Origin of the sequence: Planctomyces sp. SH-PL62, assembly GCF_001610895.1 — a bacterium.
Classification (GTDB): Bacteria; Planctomycetota; Planctomycetia; order Isosphaerales; family Isosphaeraceae; genus Paludisphaera.
Map to the genome: position 1 here is coordinate 1,972,294 of NZ_CP011273.1, position 16,087 is coordinate 1,988,380.

The window sequence follows — 16,087 nt, forward strand, 5'->3', positions numbered from 1 at the left end:
CCCTCCAGCCCGCAACGGACGGGCGGCGCGGCGAGGCGACGCCTCCCCCTCGCCGTCGCCCCAGCTTGCCCGCTGTGAAGCAGAAGCCTGAACGAAGGCTCGACGAGGATCGCATCGAAGGTTGCCGAGGCGTAACGACCGCCTCTACAATAAGGAAAGTTCGGGCGTGGGGAGGGTCGGCGCGGTCGTCGAAGGAAAGCGAGGTCGACATGGGTCGCGGAACGCTGGGTGTCGGTCTCTCGCTCCTCCTCTCGGCGGCGATCGGGTCCGTCCGGGCCGACGTGATCGTTCTGCGGGGGGGCGGCCAGGTTCAGGGCAAGGTCGTTCCGGACCCGGACGCGAAGAAGGGGGAGCGCGTGCTGGTGGTCCTGCCGAAAGGGAAGACGCCGCTGGCGCTTCGCAAGGACCAGATCCTGGAAGTCCATCCCAGGCCCGGCCCGCTCGACGAATACGCGGCGAGGCGCGAGAAGCTCGCGGCGACCGCCCAGGCGGAGTACGACCTGGGCGCCTGGTGCGAGGGCCACGAATTGCCCGACCTGGCCGAAGTCCACTACGAAGCCGCGCTCCTCCGCGACCCGGATTTCGCCGACGCCCGCGTGAAGCTCGGCCACGTCGAGCGGGACGGCCGATGGCTCTCGCCCGACGAGCAACGCAAGGAGCAGGGGCTGGTCCTGCACAAAGGGCGGTGGGTGCCGGAGGACGAGAAGGCGAGGGACGACGAGCAGGCCCAGAACTCGGCCGGGTACGCCTCATGGGTGCGCCGGATCAAGCTGCTCGTGCAGGGCGTGCGGTCCGACGACCCGGCCCGCCGCCGCGAGGCCGAGGGCCAGCTCCTGGAGCTGCGCGACCCGGAGGCCGTCGGCCCGCTGGTCAAGGTGCTGGGCTCCGAGGCCGACGACCTCCGCACCCTCCTGGCTCAAGTCCTGGGCGAGATCCCCGGCGAGGCCGCCGCGCGGGCGCTCGTGGATCAGCTCCTGGGCGAATCCGAGGACGCCGTGCGGGACGTGGTGCTCGAACGCCTCAAGCCCCGTGAGGAGCCGATCGTCCCCAAGCGGCTGGCCCGGGCGCTCCGGTCGTCCGACGTCCGGGTGATCAATCGCGCCGCCTGGGCGCTGGGGAGGCTCGACGTCTATGCGGCCGTCCCGAAACTGCTGGACGTGCTGATCACGTCGGAGGAACGGATGGTCCTGGTCCCCCCGGCCGGCCCAACCTATCCCAACACCGGCTACAACCCGCTGATCGCCTACAACGGCAGTTCGGCCGCGTACATGACGGGGCCGGTCGTCGGGCCGGGCGCGGTGGCGTACGGGGCTTACGTCGTCCCGAACACCATCGGGCTCGACCCGTTCAACGGCGGCGCGCCGATCAGCGCGGGGAACGGCCTGGGGTACAGCGGCACGGTCGGGGCGGACCGGGGCCCGCAGCCCGCGCTGATGACGTTCACCTCGCGGAACGTCGAGGTCCTCGCGGCCCTCAACCGGCTCACCGGCCAGGACTTCGAGTACGACGTCCCGCGATGGCGGTCGTGGGTCGCCCGATCCTTCAACCCTCGCCCCGCCCCCGCCCGCCGCGTCCCCCAGCCGTGACTTGATCGATCGGCGGCCCCGGAGTACCATCCGGGCGAGGATTCAGGGACGAGGGAGGCGGCGTTGATCGAGGTGGACGCGGACGCGGGGACGGATTCCGACTATGACGCCGAGCGACTCCGCCTGATCCGCGAGGTCCGCCAGCGGCTGGAGTCGCTGTCGCGCGCCGGGGTCGAGACGATGCCCAGATCCCCGGAGCGCGCGCCCGTCCCGCGCCCGGTGGTCGCGGAAGCCGCCGTCGCCGCCCCCCGGCCGGTGGTCGAGGTCAAGGTCGAGGCGCCGGCCCCGGCCGCCCCGACGCCGCCCCCGGTCGAAGCCCGACCCGAGCCCTCGTCGAAACCGAAGGCGACGCCGACGACCAGGCCGAAGCCCTCGCCCGCCTCGGTTCCGCAGCAGCCGATCGCGGCGGTGGGATCGCTGTTCGGGGCGGTCGAATTCAAGTCGCCCTACGTCGAGCCGGCGGATCGCGCCGAGGCGCTCGCGGTGCTAGCGGCGGAGGTCGCGGGGTGCGTCCGGTGCCCGAGCCTGGCGGCCTCCCGGACCCAGACCGTGTTCGCCGACGGCAGCCCCACCGCGCGCCTGATGTTCATCGGCGAGGCCCCGGGAGCCGACGAGGACCGTCTCGGCGTCCCGTTCGTCGGCAAGGCCGGGCAGCTCCTCACGGACATGATCACCAAGGGGATGGGCCTGCGACGGGAGGACGTCTACATCGCCAACATCCTCAAGTGCCGCCCGCCCGAGAACCGCGACCCCACGCCCCAGGAATCGTCGAACTGCTTCCCGTACCTGGAACGCCAGATCGAGATCGTCCGGCCCGAATACCTCTGCCTGCTGGGCCGGGTCGCCGCCGGTACGCTGCTGAACACCGCGCTCAGCATGGGCCGCCTCCGGGGCCGCTGGCACCGGGTCTTCGGCATCCCCGCCGTCGCGACCTACCACCCCGCCTACCTCCTCCGCACCCCCGCCGCCAAGAAGGACGCCTGGGAAGACCTGCAAATGCTCATGCGAGCCATGGGCCTGGTGACGCCGAAGAAGAAAGGCTGAGCGCCTGCCCAATCGGGCCGTCGGCGAGACCGAACGATGCCCTTCGCCCCTGGCTCGGGAAGGTGGCCCGAAGGGCCGGAAGACACGCAACACAGCCGTCGGCGTTTCAAGCGGCCGGATCGCGGATCCCGGCGGCTCTCGTGCTGGCCTCCCCCTCATCTGACGCCTTCGGCGTCTGTCTTCCCCCGCGAGGGGGGAAGACCGTAGAGGAGGCCGTCGGCGATCCGAGTCCGAGCCGTAACGTTTTTCCCCCCTGGCGGGGGAAGGTGGCCCGCAGGGCCTGATGAGGGGGGGACGAGCACCAGGACTGTCGGACTTTCAAGCGGCCGGATCGCGAATTCCGATGGGAGAAAGCGTGGGAAGTCCGGCCCGTCGACCTGGTGTGACGGGCTCTGGGCCGCTCCCTGCGCCCGCCCGATTCAGGCGACGCCCGCGAGGCGTTCGAACTCGTCCTCGTCGAGGATGGGGACGCCGAGGGTGCGGGCCTTGTCGATCTTGCTCCCGGGGTCGGCGCCGGCGAGGACGAAGCCGGTGGACTTGGAGACGGAGCCCGTCACCTTGCCTCCCAGGCTCTTGATGAGGGTCTCGGCCTCCGCGCGCGATCGCTTCGGCAGGGTGCCGGTCAGGACGAACGACTTGCCCAGGAACGGGAGGTCGTTCGAGGTCGCCGCGACCGGCGTGTAGGGCTGGGGGTCGACGCCGAGCGCCGTCAGCTCGTCGAGCAGGCGCTGGTGGTCGGGGTCCTGGAAGAACTCGTGGACGCTGGCGGCGACGACGGCGCCGACCTCGGGGACGGCTTCCAGGTCGGCGAGGCTGGCGTTTCGAAGGTCGTCCAGGGTGCGGAATCGGGTCGCGAGGACTTCCGAGGTCCGCACGCCGACGTGTCGGATCGCCAGGCCGTTGATGAGGCGGTCGAGGGTCTTGCGCTTGCTCTGCTCGACGGCGGCGGTCAGGTTCTCGGCCGATTTCTCCCCCATGCGTTCGAGCTCGGCGAGGGTGGCCGCGTCGAGCCGGTAGAGGTCGGGGAGGCTCCGCACCAGGTTCTGGGTCACGAGCTGGTCGACGAGCTTGTCGCCGAGCCCTTCGATGTCGAGCGAGTCGCGGTGGGCGTACTGGCGGAGCCGTCGTTCGATCTGCTTCGAGCAGGCGGAGGGCTTGTTCGAGCAACGGTAGTCGACCTCGCCGGGATCGCGGACGACCGGGGCCTCGCAGCTCGGGCAGTGGTCGGGGAAGACGTATTCGACCTCCTCGCCGGTACGGGCCTCGACCTCGACGCGGACGACCTGGGGGATGATCTCGCCCGCCTTCTGGACGACGACCGTATCCCCCTCGCGCACGTCCTTGCGGCGGATCTCGTCGGCGTTGTGGAGGGTGGCCCGCTTGACGGTCGTGCCGGCGAGGCGGACGGGCTCCAGCTCGGCGACGGGGGTGAGCTTGCCGGTCTTGCCGACCTGCACGGTGATCTTGGTGACCTTCGTGATCGCCTGCTCGGCCTCGTACTTGAAGGCGATCGCCCAGCGGGGCGACTTGCTCCGCGCGCCTAGCCGATTGCGCTGGCCGAGGTCGTCGACCTTGACGACGAGGCCGTCGGTCTGGAAATCCAGCGTGTTGCGACGGCTCTCCCAGACTCGGGCGTGCTCGATCACCTCGTCGATCGAGTCGTACCTGGCGATGTGCGGGCTGACGGGGAAGCCCAGGGCCTCCAGACGCTTGAACACGTCGTAGAACGAGGTCTCCACGAACCCTCGGGATTCCCCCAGGCCGTGGCCGATGAACCGCAGCCGACGCTGGGCGCAGAGGCGGGAATCCAGCAGCTTGAGCGAACCGGCGGTCGAGTTCCGGGGATTCTCGAACGGCTTGTCGCCGGCCGCCTTGCGGATCTCGTTGAGGCGGGCCAGCTCGGCGTTGGTCATGTAGACCTCGCCCCGGACCTCCAGGATCTCGGGGGCCTCGCCCTTGAGGGTCAGGGGGATTTCGCGGACGGTGCGAAGGTTGGCGGAAACGTCGTCCCCGCGCTCGCCGTCGCCTCGGGTCGCCCCCAGGACGAACCGCCCGTGCTCATAGCGGACCGAGACGGCCACCCCGTCGACCTTCAGCTCGACGAGGTAGCGGACGACCTCGTCGGCGTTCAGCCCGCGACGGACCCGCGCGTCCCACTCGCGGACCTCGTCGAAGCTGTAGGTGTTGTCGATCGAGAGCATCGGCGCGGCGTGGACGACCGTCGCGAACTGGGACAGGGGCGCCCCGCCGACGCGCTGGGTCGGGCTATCCTCCGAGACCAGTTCGGGATGCGCGGATTCGATCGCGATCAGCCGCTCCATCAAGCGGTCGTAATCCCGGTCGCTGATCTCGGGCGCGGCTTCCAGGTAATAGAGCCGGTTGTGTCGCTCGATTTCGGCGCGGAGCGTCTGGACCTCGCGCGTCGGGTCGTCCATGGTCATCGGCTGGGCCTCCCTTCCCAGCCATTTTATCGGATCGAAGGGCCCCCGACGATCAGGGGGAAGCCTCCTCGGGTTCCGCGGCCGGCGCGTCCGCCTTGGGGAGAGGAGGGGCGGCGGCGGCCGGCTCGGGGGCCGGGGGGTCGGCCGGGGCCGTCTCGACGAGCCGACGCTCGACGACGTTCGCGTAGTTGAGGAGGGCGTCCCGCATCGCCCGGATCATCTCCAGCGGCTGATTTTCAAACGTCGGCGGCGGGGGCATCTGCGCGGGCCCCGTGGGCGCGAGGTTCTGGGGCATCCCGGTGTAGGGGACCAGCCGCCGCGGGTTGGCGATCCAGTGCCTCAGGTACTCGGGGCGGAAGCGGTTGGCGACCTGCCGGAGCTCCGGGCCGTGGACGACGTCGACGGCGCTCTCGTCCGGCTTGTACGGGCCGACGGCGTGGCACTGGATGCAGGGCGAGCCCTTCGCGGCCATCATCGCGTAGCCCGCGTCCAGGTAGTTCGGGTGGACCTTCTCGCGCTCGACGACGTAGCCCTGGAGCTGGTGCAGGATCGTCTGGTAGGGGAATTCCACCCCGTCGACCGCGGCGAAGTAGTTCGCCAGCTGCTCGGTCTCGCGGCCGACGCTCCGGTAGTGGTAGCGGGGCATCCGCAGCTGGGCGGCGGGCCGGATCGCATAGGGGTCCTTCAGGTAGAGCGACGTCCAGGAGGTCTGGACCTTGAGCCCCTCGCGGATCAGAGGGGGGGGAAGACGGTTCCAGAAGGAGTCGAACGGCTTGCCGGTCTCCTCGGCCTGATAGGCCGCGTAGAGCCAGGCGAAGCCGCCGCCGCGGGCCGGCTCGACCTGGATCCGGGTCCGGTCGAACGTCAGGATGTCGCCGACGTTGAAGGTGTAGCCCCGTATGACGACCGGCTTCCAGACCTGCACGCTGATCTCGTCGTCCAGCTCGTCCACCGGCATGGCCTCGACCTCCACGGCCGAGCCGTCGTCCGGGCCGACCGCCAGCGAGGCCTCGATGGACTCGTCGTCGAGCTTCAGCGCCGGGTCGTGAGTGGTGGCGACGAGCAGGTCGGGCGAGAAGTCGGAGGCTCGGGCGTTGTAGGAGGCCCGCAGGTTGGTGCGGAAGGCGGGGAGGGCGTCGGCGACGGCCGTACCGGCGGCGATCCGGTACCTCGGCATCTCCATGACGTGGCAGCCGGCGCACTGATAGCGGTCGAGGATCTTGACCCCCTCGGCGCGGGCGATCTGGGCCTCGTCGTAGTGCGTCCGCGCGACGTACCTCGGGTGGACGCGCTCGCCGGTGAGGCCGAGGACGAACGTCATCACCTCCTCGACGGCCTCGGGGTCGTCGGCCCAGGCGAACTGGGGCATCCGCAGGCGATCATCCCACGCCTTGTAGAGCGGGTCCCGCTTCAGGTGGTCGTAGCTCCGGGGCCGGTGGAGCTTCTGGAACAGGAAGCCGACGCGGGAGCGCTCGGCGATCTGGTCCTGGTAGAAGGGGTCCACGCCGTCGCGACGGCCCAAGGCGTCGGCGCGATGGTCCTGGAGGAAGTCGTCGACGTGGCCGAAATCGAGCTGGGCGAGGCTCTTGGAGCCCCAGTCGCTGAGGGCGACGCCGATCGGCTTGGCGTCCTCGAAGCCGGGGACGTCGTGGCAGCCGAAGCAGCCCAGGCGGCCGATGGTCTTCTCGCCGAGGAACAGCAGCTTGTCGTCGGCCGGCAGCCCGGCGACGAACGACTCGACCTCGCCGAGCGGTACGCCGACGGCCTTGCCGTCCTTGAGGTAGCCCCCTTTCTTGACGTACAGCCGGACCAGTTCGTCGACGGCGTCGCGCACCGGGGGTGCGTCGGCCGGCGGGGCTTCGACCTTGGCGGGCCAGCCGCCGGGGACTGACTGGAGCCAGGCGGCGACGTCGGCCGCCTCCTGCACCGAGAGCTGCAAGTCGGGCATGAGGCTCTCGGGGTCGTGGGCGCCGGGGTCGATCAGCCAGCTCGCGAGCCACGCCTGGCCTTGTTCGTCCGAGGGGAACTTGGCGGCGACGTTGACCAGGTTCGGCCCCAGTTCGGCCATCGCGTGCGATCGCGCGGACTCGGGAAAGATGGAGGGGTCGAACGTCTGGTCGACGTCCGGTTTGTAGGTCGGGTCGACGGCCTTGCGATCGCGGAGGGCGACTTCGTTGTCGGGGCCCTCGGTGCGATACGGGCGATGCTGGTGGCAGGCGAGGCAGCCCTTCTGGAGGAACGTCTCCTTGCCGCGATCGGGGTCGGGCTCCTCGGCGGGAGTGGGGGTCTCGACGGCGGATTCGCTCTTCGCGAGCAGGTAGCGGACCATGCCGTGGACCTCGGCGTCGGCCTTCGCGGCGTCGCCGGGCAGGTCCTCGGAGAGCCCGTAGTAGCGCGGCATGCGGGTGTCGGGGCGGAAGGCGTGGGGGTCCTTGATCCAGCGGAAGAGCCAGTCGGGCGAGACCTTGGAGGCCAGCTTGCGGAGGCTCGGGCCGACCCTGGATTCGTCGGCGAAGTTCGGGCCGGGCGATTCGCCGCCGCCGATCTCATGACAGCCGAAGCAGCCGTAGCTGGCGATCCGCCGACGCCCGGCCTGGAGCCTGGACGCCTCGGGGACGTCGGTGACGTCCTGGTGGCACTTGAGACAGCTCGACTCCGCGAACCGCGAGGGGAGCATGGGAAAATCCCAGTGTTCCGCGTGCGCCCAGCCGTGATCCTTGCGCCAGCGGGCGGCCTCGGCGGGGTCGTCCGGGGTGTGGGCGGCGTTCGCGAAATCGACGCCCGAGCCCTGGCCGCCGTGGCAGATGGTGCAGCCGAATTCGTGGATGGGGTGGGGGCCGTTGGGGTCGAGGAAGAGCCCCGCCTTCACGGGCTTGCCCCGGCCGTCGACGGCCGTCGCCCCGTGGTCGAGCGACGGATGGGACGCGAAGACAGGCGGGGTGGGACGGCCTTCGGCGTCGAGATCGTATCCGGGGCGGTCGATCCCCTGGTGGCAGGTGGTGCAACGGTCCTGGCGGGGGACGTCCTTGAAGTTGTAATCGATCGTGAGCTGGGGGAGGGTGATCTGCTCGATCTTCGTCGGCGAGGCGGCCATGTCGACGCCCGGCAGGCCGCGCAGCCAGGCCTGAACGCCGAAGTTGCGGGCCTCCTTCTGCTCGATCACGCGGCGGATGCGGTCCACCTCGCGGGTGAGCCGGGCCTGCTCCAGCTTGAGCGACTCGATATTCCCGCCGAGGGCCTCGCGCGCGGCCTGCGCGGTCGCGAGGGCGGCCTGCGCCTCCTGGTCCTCGCGCGCCAGGTCGGCGAGCCGGCGCTCCGCCTCGGCGACCTCGGCGTCGAGGAAGTCGCGAGCCCGGCGGGACTCGCCGCGTTCGATCATGCCGTCGTAGACCGTGCGGAGGCTGTCCAACTCGGCCTGCTTGAATCGCCTGGCCTGGCTGGAGCGCTCGGCCTTGCCGCCCAGACGCTTCAACTCGTCGTCGGCCGCGACCAGCTCGGACGCGCGGCGGCGGGATTCCTCCTCGGCCTCGCGGAGCTTCGCCCGGACCTGCTCGATCTCGGCCTTCCGCTCGTCGGTCCGGCCCGCGAGCTTCTCGGCCTCGAGCGCCTTGAGCTTGGAGGACTCCAGCCGCTGGAAGTCGCGCTGCACGCGCTTCCAGGGGCGGTCGTGGTCGGCCGCGATCATCCAGACGACGGCGGCGAGCAGGCCCACGGACGTGACCGCGAAGATGCGGTGGAGCGTGGGCTGGCTGCGGTAGGTTTCGTCGGCGGAAGGCATGGCGGGGCTTCCTTCGGACGTCGGCGGTCGCGGCGTCGCGGGGGGGCGGAGGAGAGGAGGGCTTCGCGGCTTCGCGTCAGATGTTGAATCCGGGGATGGCGATCAGGTATTTGAGATTCAGAGTCCAGCGGAGAATCATCTTGAGCGGCAGTCCGGCCATCAGCAGAAGCAGGACGACCATCACCACCGCCCGCGTCCGGCCGGACTTCTCGGTGTAGCTCTTGAAGACCGTCCGCAGCAGCAGCGGCGGCAGGGCCAGCAGGTACAGGGCCAGGATCAAGAGCCCGGGGGCCTCCCGCACGAGCGCCCACGAGGGCTTCGCCCGTCCAAGGCCCCGCACCCATACGAGGTCCGACAGGTCCACGTTGTTGAGGGGGTCGACCTTGTGGGGGTCCCACCGCTCGAAGGGGCCGAAGAAGTTCCAGTTCGGACCCCGGAGGAACGTCCCGAGCACGATCAGGACGATCCAGAGGACCAGGAAGCCGTACTGGAAGACGACGTAGGCGAACGGCCGGGCCGCGATCGTATAGTATCCCGCGCCTTCCTTGTTCGAGTCCAGGTACGGGATCGCGCACAGGCCGACGATGATCAGGACCGGGAACGCGACGCCCGCCAGCCAGGGGTCGAAGTAGACGAGCATCTCCTGGAGCCCGAGGAAGTACCAGGGCGCCTTCGACGGGTTCGGGGCCTCGGTCGCCTTGGCCGGCTGCTCCAGGGGGGCGGGGAGGGCCACCGCCCAGACGATCAGGAAGAGGGTCAGGCCGATCATGCAGATCAGCTCGGTGTACACCAGGTCGGGCCAGGTCAGCACCTTGCCGGGCTCCAGCTCCTCCAGCACCGGGAGGTCGGCCTCGCGGCGGGCGTCGTTGATCACGGCCCGACGGAGGGCCAGCCAGGTGAAGCCGGACACCAGGACGATCATGCCGACGATCGGGACGTTGTCGGGCTTGGCGACGATCACCCGGAAGTCGGCGTCGGTGAGGCTCAGGCCGAAGGCGAGGAGCGACAGGTTCACGATCCCGAAGGCGACGAGCGCGCCGGCGAAGATTCGGCGGAAGGCGAAGAGGGCCGTGAGCAGGAGCGTCGCCCCCAGGAAGAACGTGGTCGGCCGGGCCGCCCAGTCCACCCCCGCGCGTACGAAGCTCGGCAGGACGATCTCGCCCTGGAAGAAATAGGTCAGCCCGATCGCCTGGAAGACGACCGCGACGACGCTGTAGACCAGGGTCCAGAGGGTCCGGTTGATCGGCCCGCCGAGCCCGAAGGCCGGGACGTGGTCGTCCAGCGTGGGCCGACCTTCCAGCTCGTCGGCGTGGGTGCCGGCCGAGGCCCGGACCTCGGCGAAATGCGCCGCGTCGGCCCCGGCCGTCAGCGCGAGCAGGCCGTTGGCCAGGGCGGCGAGCCCGTAGGCGAGCGCCAGGTCGCCCGGCAGGAGGCCGCGGCCGAGGACCGAGGCCAGCGCGAGGCCGTAAAGCCCGATCACCGCCAGGGCCAGCCAGTCGGGGAGCCGTCGCGTCCGGGGCGCGTAGCCCTCGCGCGAGGTGCCCTCGGAGACCATCTCCATGTAGGCGACGTAGCCCGCGGCCGCCGCGTTCAGCGCGGAGGCCAGCAGGTAGTACCAGGCCAGGACGGCCAGCACGGCGGGATCGGCGTCGTTGGGCATCTCGCGCTCGCGTTCACGTCACAGGGGGCCGCTGATCCCGCCGTCCTTCCGGACTCGCCAGAAGTGGATCATGATGAGCAGCGACGCGGCCAGCGGGATCGCCACGCAGTGCAGCACGTAGAACCGGTTCAGCGCCCCTTCGCCCACGCTCCCGCCCCCCAGGAGCACGTACTTGGCGTCCGAGGCGGGCGTGATCATCTTGACGCCGTTGAGCGTGAAGAAGTCCGCGCCGGGGCCTTCCAGCCCCAGGACGGGCGTGGCCCTCGCCATGTTCGACCCCACCGTGATCGCCCAGACGGCGAGCTGGTCCCACGGCAGCAGGTAGCCGGTGAACGAGAGCAGGAGCGTCAGCACCAGGAGCAGGACGCCGATCACCCAGTTGAACTCGCGCGGGGGCTTGTAACTGCCGGTCAGGAAGACCCGGTACATGTGGAGCCAGACGGCGATGACCATCGCGTGCGCGCCCCAGCGGTGAAGCTCGCGGAGCACCCCCAGCGTGGTCACGTCGCGCAGGGCGAGGATGTCGTTGTACGCGTGTTCCAGCGTCGGCCGGTAGTAGAACATCAGGAGGACGCCGGTGACGACCTCGACGAGGAACAGGAAGAACGTCGCCCCCCCCATGCACCACGTATAGCTGAGGGCGATCCCCTGCTTGCGGACGCTGACCGGGTGCAGGTGCAGGAAGAAATTGGTGAGCATCACCTGCATCCGATTGCGACGGTCGGTCGGCATCGGGTGGCGGAAAAGGCTCTTCCAGACCTGAGTCTTGGTGAGGCGATCCAGGATCGGCATGAGAATCTCGGCGGCTGGGGGGCGCCTCGGCTCAGACGGCGACGAAGCTGTCCGGGTCGGACCACTGGTCCAGGTCCTTGCGGAACGTCTGGCTCTTGTCCACGACGATCGAGCCGTCGTCGGCGAGGCTGATCTTGTAGCGTTCCAGGGGGCGGGGGGCGGGGCCTTCGAAGTTCACCCCGTCCTTGTAGAATCCGCTGCCGTGGCAGGGGCACTTGAACTTCTGCTCGCCGGCGAGCCAGCTCGGGGGGCAGCCCAGGTGGGTGCAGTAGGTCTGGAGGGCGTAGATGATTTCCACGCCCTTGGGGTCCCGATCGCGGACGACCCAGAAGCCCCACAGATCCTTGTACCGCTCGCTGACGTCGCCGGGCTCGTAGTCGGTGGGAAAGCCCACCTTGACGGTGCTCGGCGGTTCGGGGCTGGCGTTCGGGAAGAGGAACCGAACGACCATCATCGAAAGCAGGGCGGCCACGGCGGCCAGCGCGGCCCAGGCCACGATGACCCACCACGAGGCGTAGACGAGCAGGCCCCGACGATCGACCCGCACCTGGGACCGCGACGGCCGCTCGATCGCCGCTTTCTCGCCCTCCGGGCGGTTGGGAGGCGCGGGAGGCTGGAACGTCGCGGGCCGTCCGGCGGGCTTCGCGGACGACGGCGCGGCGGCGGACTCCGCGGCCTTCCTCGCCCCGGTGCGCCGGAGGGCCTCGGCGAGATCCCTGGGATCGGTCATCTCGGCCAGCGGCGGCAAGACGCGCTCGGACCCGGCGGCGACGGCGGGTGCCGTAGCCGAGGATTGCGAGGGCGTCGCCTGCGGGACCGGCATCGCAGCGTCGGGCTCGACCGCCTGGCCGCGCGCGGCGGCCAGCTTGTCCTTCACCGACATCACCTTACCCGGCGCGGCGGCGGCGGCGGCGGGCGGGGCCGACGGCTGCTGCGTCGGCGGAGGCGCGGAGCCCCCCGAACGAGCCGCGGCCAACTTGTCCTTCACCGACATCGCCTTGCCCGAACCGGCAGCCCCGGGGTCGGGGGCCGACGGCTGCATCGCTGGCGGCGGAGGCGCGGAGGCCCCCGAACGGGCGGCGGCCAGCTTGTCCTTCACCGACATCGCCTTGCCCGAACCGGCGGCGGGCGGGGCCGAGGCGGATGGGGCGGCCGGGGGGGCGGGCGTCGGCGGTTCGGCCGCCTTTCCGGTGCGTGCGGCCGCGAGCTTCTCCTGGAGGGTGAGCCGGCGACCGCCGGACGAACCGGCTTCCGGTGCAGGCGACGTCGACGGAGCCGCCGCCGGGGGAGGGGGGGCGGCCGCCGGGGCGGACGGGACGTTTCGCCGGGCCGCGGCGAGCTTCTCCTTCAAGGTCAACCGGGGAGCCTCGCCGTTGGCGGGAGGTGTGGGCGCGACCGGCGCGGGCGCCGATTCGGCGATGGCCCCGGCGGCGCGGGCCTCGCGCTCGACTCGGGCCTTCTCCAGCTTCTCCTGCAAGGTCAGCCGGACCCCGGGGCCTCCCTGGGGAGGTGCGGGCGACGACGCGCCGGCGGCGCGGGCCTCGCGCTCGATGCGCGCTTTCTCGAGCTTCTCCTGGAGCGTCAGCCGGGGCCGGGGACCGCCCTCAGACGAGGCGAGCGACGCCCCGGCGACGGTCCCGGCGGCGCGGGATTCGCGCTCGACGCGGGCCTTCTCCAGCTTCTCCTGCAAGGTCAGCCGGACCCCGGGGCCTCCCTGGGGAGTCGCGGGCGACGACCCGGCGGCGGCGCGGGCCTCGCGCTCGATGCGCGCTTTCTCGAGCTTCTCCTGGAGCGTCAGCCGGGGGCCGGGAGCGTCGGATGGGGCTTCGGCTCCAACGGCCGGGGCTGGTTGCGGGGCCTCGCTCGAGGGTGGGGCGGGGGCTTCGGGCCGGGAAGGGCTCGGTCCTCCTTGGCGGGCGGCTTTCAGAATCTCCTGGATGCTCGGTCGTGTCGCCATCGTTCGCTTCCGGCCTATCTGGCTCGAATCGCCCGCTCGCATTCCGCTCGCGACCGCGATGCCGGGGCGGGTCAGGCCGTTTGGCTCCCGGGGACCGCGGGCGGTCCTGGCGGGATGTCTGGTGTTCCGAGCCGTAGGGCTCGTCGCATCGGTACGGTCAAGTCCGGCGGTGGGCGATCGGGCGATCCGTGGTGGAAAGCGGGGATCGCGGGTCCGTCTTCGAGCGACCGCGAGGCCCCGGCCCGCGCGCCGGTCGGCGGCTTGCCGGGGCGGGGCGTCGGACGTCCTCCAGCCTATCACCGGCCCCCGATCGGTTCAACTCACCAGCGATCGGGCGCTCGTTCGAGTGGGGGCCGGAGGACGCCCCGGAGGCTCGGACCTCATTTCATCGCGCTGTAGTCGGTCGGTTCGAGGTAGACGGAGTCGACCTTCTCGACGAGGCGGCCGTTGATCTCGCTCTCGGCCTTGGCCTTCTGCCAGGCCGGGTCCTCGCCGAAGGCTTTCCAGGTCGCGGCGGCGGCCTCGCGGTTGGGGTAGGCGACGAGGTAGATCAGGGTCTTCGACTTGCCGTCCTTCTCGTCCAGGGGGGTCCAGAAGCCGACCAGCTCGGCGCCGTGCTTCTTGAGAAGCTCGCAGGTGTGGTCGCGGAACCGCTTGTGGAGATCGACGAGTTTGGCGTCGGCCGTGTGATAGGTCCGCAGCTCGAAGACGCGAGACGGCTCGTCGGCGGCCGTGACGGTGGAGGCGAGGCCCAGGAAGAGCAGGGCGGCGGCCAGGGATCGGAGCATCGCGGTGGTCTCCAGGGAGAGGGAGCGGGCGGGGTTGCCGGATTCGGCCTCACGCCGAGTCGAGGGCCTCCAGCAGGCTGGAGACCTCGCGGAGGCGGTCGGAGAGGTACGTGCGGATCTCCTCGCTGGTGGAGAGCTGGAGCACGTGGTGGGCGAAGCGTTCGGCCTGGGCGGTGGTCACCGAGGAGATCAAGGCCTTGACCTGGGGGATGAACGCCGGGCTCATGCTGAATCGCCGCAGGCCCATGCCGAAGAGGACCAGGGCCGAGCGGGACTGGCCGGCCATCTCGCCGCAAACCGTGACGGGGGTCCCGGTGCGCTGGCAGGCCTCCAGCACCATGTGGATGACGCGGAAGATCGAGGGGCTCAGGGGCTCGCAGAGGTGGGCGACCTTGGGATTGTCGCGGTCGGCGGCCACCAGATACTGGATCAGGTCGTTGGAGCCGATCGAGATGAAGTCGGTCTCGCGAAGCAGGGCGTCGATGCAGACGGCGGCGGCGGGGACCTCGACCATCACCCCGGTCTTGACGTCCTCGGCGAACGGGACCCCCTCGCGCTTGAGGTTGCTCCGGGCCTCCTTGACCATGGTGTTGAGCCGGCGCAGCTCCTCCACGGTGGTGACCATGGGGAAGAGCATGGAGACCTTGCCGTGCCTCCCGGCGCGGAGGATGGCGCGGATCTGGGTGATCAGGAGCTTGGGGTTTTCGAAGAAGATGCGCACCGACCGCCAGCCCATGAACGGGTTCGGCTCGTTGCGGCGGCCGAGGTAGGGGACGGTCTTGTCGCCGCCGAGGTCCAGGGTGCGGATCGTGGCGGTCTTGTTCGGCGCGTTGAGGACGATCTGGCGGTAGTACTCGTACTGCTCCTCCTCACCCGGGACGTCGTGGTGGGTGAGGAAGAGGTACTCGGTGCGGAGCAGGCCGACGCCGGAGGCGCCCACGGTGTCGGCGGCGTGGGCGTCGGCCACGTTGTTGATGTTGGCCAGGAGCTCGATCTGGGTGCCGTCGCAGCTCACCGCGGGCTGGTCGCGGTTGGCGATCAGGCTGTCCTTGAAGTTGAAGAACTCGCGCTGGACCTTGCGGTAGGCGGCGGTGGCCTCGCGGTCGGGGCGGACGATGACGTGCCCTTCGCGGCCGTCGACGACCATCAGGTCGCCGGCGACGACGTCGTTCATGATCCCCTCGACGCCGGAGACGGCCGGGATGCCCCGGCTCCTCGCCAGGATGGCGGCGTGGCTGGTCGAGCCGCCGATCTCGGTGACGATGGCGGCGATCGGCAGGTCTCCCAGGTTCATCGCCTGGCTGGGGAGGATCTCATGCGCGACCAGGATCACCGGCTCTTCGCCGGGCTGGGAGTCGGTCGCCCCGTTGTCGGTCCCGCCCGATTTGCGGGTCAGGTGCGAGCAGATCCGGGTCATGACGTCGCGCACGTCGGTGATCCGCTCGCGGAAGTACTCGTGGTCGATCCGCGCGAACTGGGCCGCGTAGGCGTTCATCACGACCTGGAGCGCCGAGAACGCGGTCAGCCGCTGCTTGCGGATCGCCGCGTGGACCCGCGCGCCCAACTCGGGGTCGTTGACGATCTGGAGGTGGGATTTGAAAATTTCGGCCGCGGGGGTCCCCAACTCCAGCGCGATCCGCTGGACGAACGTCTCGAGCTCGGCCGCGGTGTCCTCCACGGCGCGATCGAATCGGGCGATCTCGTCGGGGATGGCCGCGGGATCGTCCAGCGTCTGCGGCTCGCCGGAGCCGAGGACCGACTCCACCCGATACGCCACGCCGACCACCACGCCAGGGCTGACACCGATGCCTTTATGCATAGCCGAATCGTCGTCCCGTCCCGGTTGGTGTTCCTGCGACCGCCGCGTCGACGCCCATGTTTCGATCCGTCCCGCCGAACCGCTTATTCAAGCACGCCCGATCCCGAGCGGGGAGGCGTGGTGGTTCCGAGCGATGAGCCGTCGCGGCCGAGCTTCGGAGCCACCTCTAGCGTAGGGATTCGCCCGGCGGGCGTCCAGTGCCGAATGTCGGACCGGAAGAGG

Annotated in this window: 9 protein-coding genes; 2 read left to right on the forward strand and 7 right to left on the reverse strand. The window is 70.5% G+C overall.

Annotated features, from left to right (window positions below; translation table 11 throughout):
• Positions 1 to 209: 209 nt before the first annotated feature.
• Both VT85_RS07560 and VT85_RS07565 read left to right on the forward strand, forming a co-directional pair.
• Entirely contained in the window at positions 210 to 1,586 is a 1,377-nt protein-coding gene (locus tag VT85_RS07560) for a HEAT repeat domain-containing protein (protein WP_068412811.1), read from the forward strand.
• A 72-nt stretch (positions 1,587 to 1,658) separates the two neighbouring features.
• Positions 1,659 to 2,630 (forward strand): uracil-DNA glycosylase, encoded by a 972-nt coding sequence (locus VT85_RS07565; protein ID WP_068421602.1) that lies wholly within the window; start codon positions 1,659 to 1,661, stop codon positions 2,628 to 2,630.
• Between the two features lie 419 nt (positions 2,631 to 3,049).
• On the opposite strand, the gene ligA is transcribed toward VT85_RS07565, so the two are convergent.
• The 7 genes from ligA to ptsP form a co-directional block, all read right to left on the reverse strand.
• Complete coding sequence (ligA, locus tag VT85_RS07570; protein WP_068412814.1) at positions 3,050 to 5,071, reverse strand: NAD-dependent DNA ligase LigA; 2,022 nt, start codon at positions 5,069 to 5,071, stop codon at positions 3,050 to 3,052.
• Between the two features lie 52 nt (positions 5,072 to 5,123).
• On the reverse strand, positions 5,124 to 8,849 hold the full coding sequence (locus VT85_RS07575) for a c-type cytochrome (protein WP_068412817.1): 3,726 nt from the start codon (positions 8,847 to 8,849) through the stop codon (positions 5,124 to 5,126).
• 76 nt (positions 8,850 to 8,925) lie between these two features.
• On the reverse strand, positions 8,926 to 10,509 hold the full coding sequence (locus VT85_RS07580; protein WP_068412821.1) for a hypothetical protein: 1,584 nt from the start codon (positions 10,507 to 10,509) through the stop codon (positions 8,926 to 8,928).
• Between the two features lie 18 nt (positions 10,510 to 10,527).
• Positions 10,528 to 11,301 (reverse strand): cytochrome b N-terminal domain-containing protein, encoded by a 774-nt coding sequence (locus VT85_RS07585; RefSeq protein WP_068412822.1) that lies wholly within the window; start codon positions 11,299 to 11,301, stop codon positions 10,528 to 10,530.
• Between the two features lie 31 nt (positions 11,302 to 11,332).
• The gene (locus tag VT85_RS28310) at positions 11,333 to 13,258 is read right to left on the reverse strand and encodes a Rieske 2Fe-2S domain-containing protein (protein ID WP_197491156.1); all 1,926 of its coding nucleotides are present in this window, start codon (positions 13,256 to 13,258) and stop codon (positions 11,333 to 11,335) included.
• 380 nt (positions 13,259 to 13,638) lie between these two features.
• Positions 13,639 to 14,046 (reverse strand): NIPSNAP family protein, encoded by a 408-nt coding sequence (locus tag VT85_RS07595; protein WP_068412825.1) that lies wholly within the window; start codon positions 14,044 to 14,046, stop codon positions 13,639 to 13,641.
• 49 nt (positions 14,047 to 14,095) lie between these two features.
• Complete coding sequence (ptsP, locus tag VT85_RS07600) at positions 14,096 to 15,865, reverse strand: phosphoenolpyruvate--protein phosphotransferase (RefSeq protein WP_068412828.1); 1,770 nt, start codon at positions 15,863 to 15,865, stop codon at positions 14,096 to 14,098.
• Positions 15,866 to 16,087: the final 222 nt, after the last annotated feature.

Excerpts from the sequence above, each read along its gene's own strand:
- ligA (WP_068412814.1), bottom strand. The coding sequence starts at position 5,071 with ATGACCATGGACGACCCGACGCGCGAGGTCCAGACGCTCCGCGCCGAA.
- VT85_RS07560 (WP_068412811.1), top strand. The coding sequence starts at position 210 with ATGGGTCGCGGAACGCTGGGTGTCGGTCTCTCGCTCCTCCTCTCGGCG.
- VT85_RS07575 (WP_068412817.1), bottom strand. The coding sequence starts at position 8,849 with ATGCCTTCCGCCGACGAAACCTACCGCAGCCAGCCCACGCTCCACCGC.
- VT85_RS07595 (WP_068412825.1), bottom strand. The coding sequence starts at position 14,046 with ATGCTCCGATCCCTGGCCGCCGCCCTGCTCTTCCTGGGCCTCGCCTCC.
- VT85_RS07585 (WP_068412822.1), bottom strand. The coding sequence starts at position 11,301 with ATGCCGATCCTGGATCGCCTCACCAAGACTCAGGTCTGGAAGAGCCTT.
- VT85_RS07580 (WP_068412821.1), bottom strand. The coding sequence starts at position 10,509 with ATGCCCAACGACGCCGATCCCGCCGTGCTGGCCGTCCTGGCCTGGTAC.
- ptsP (WP_068412828.1), bottom strand. The coding sequence starts at position 15,865 with ATGCATAAAGGCATCGGTGTCAGCCCTGGCGTGGTGGTCGGCGTGGCG.
- VT85_RS28310 (WP_197491156.1), bottom strand. The coding sequence starts at position 13,258 with ATGGCGACACGACCGAGCATCCAGGAGATTCTGAAAGCCGCCCGCCAA.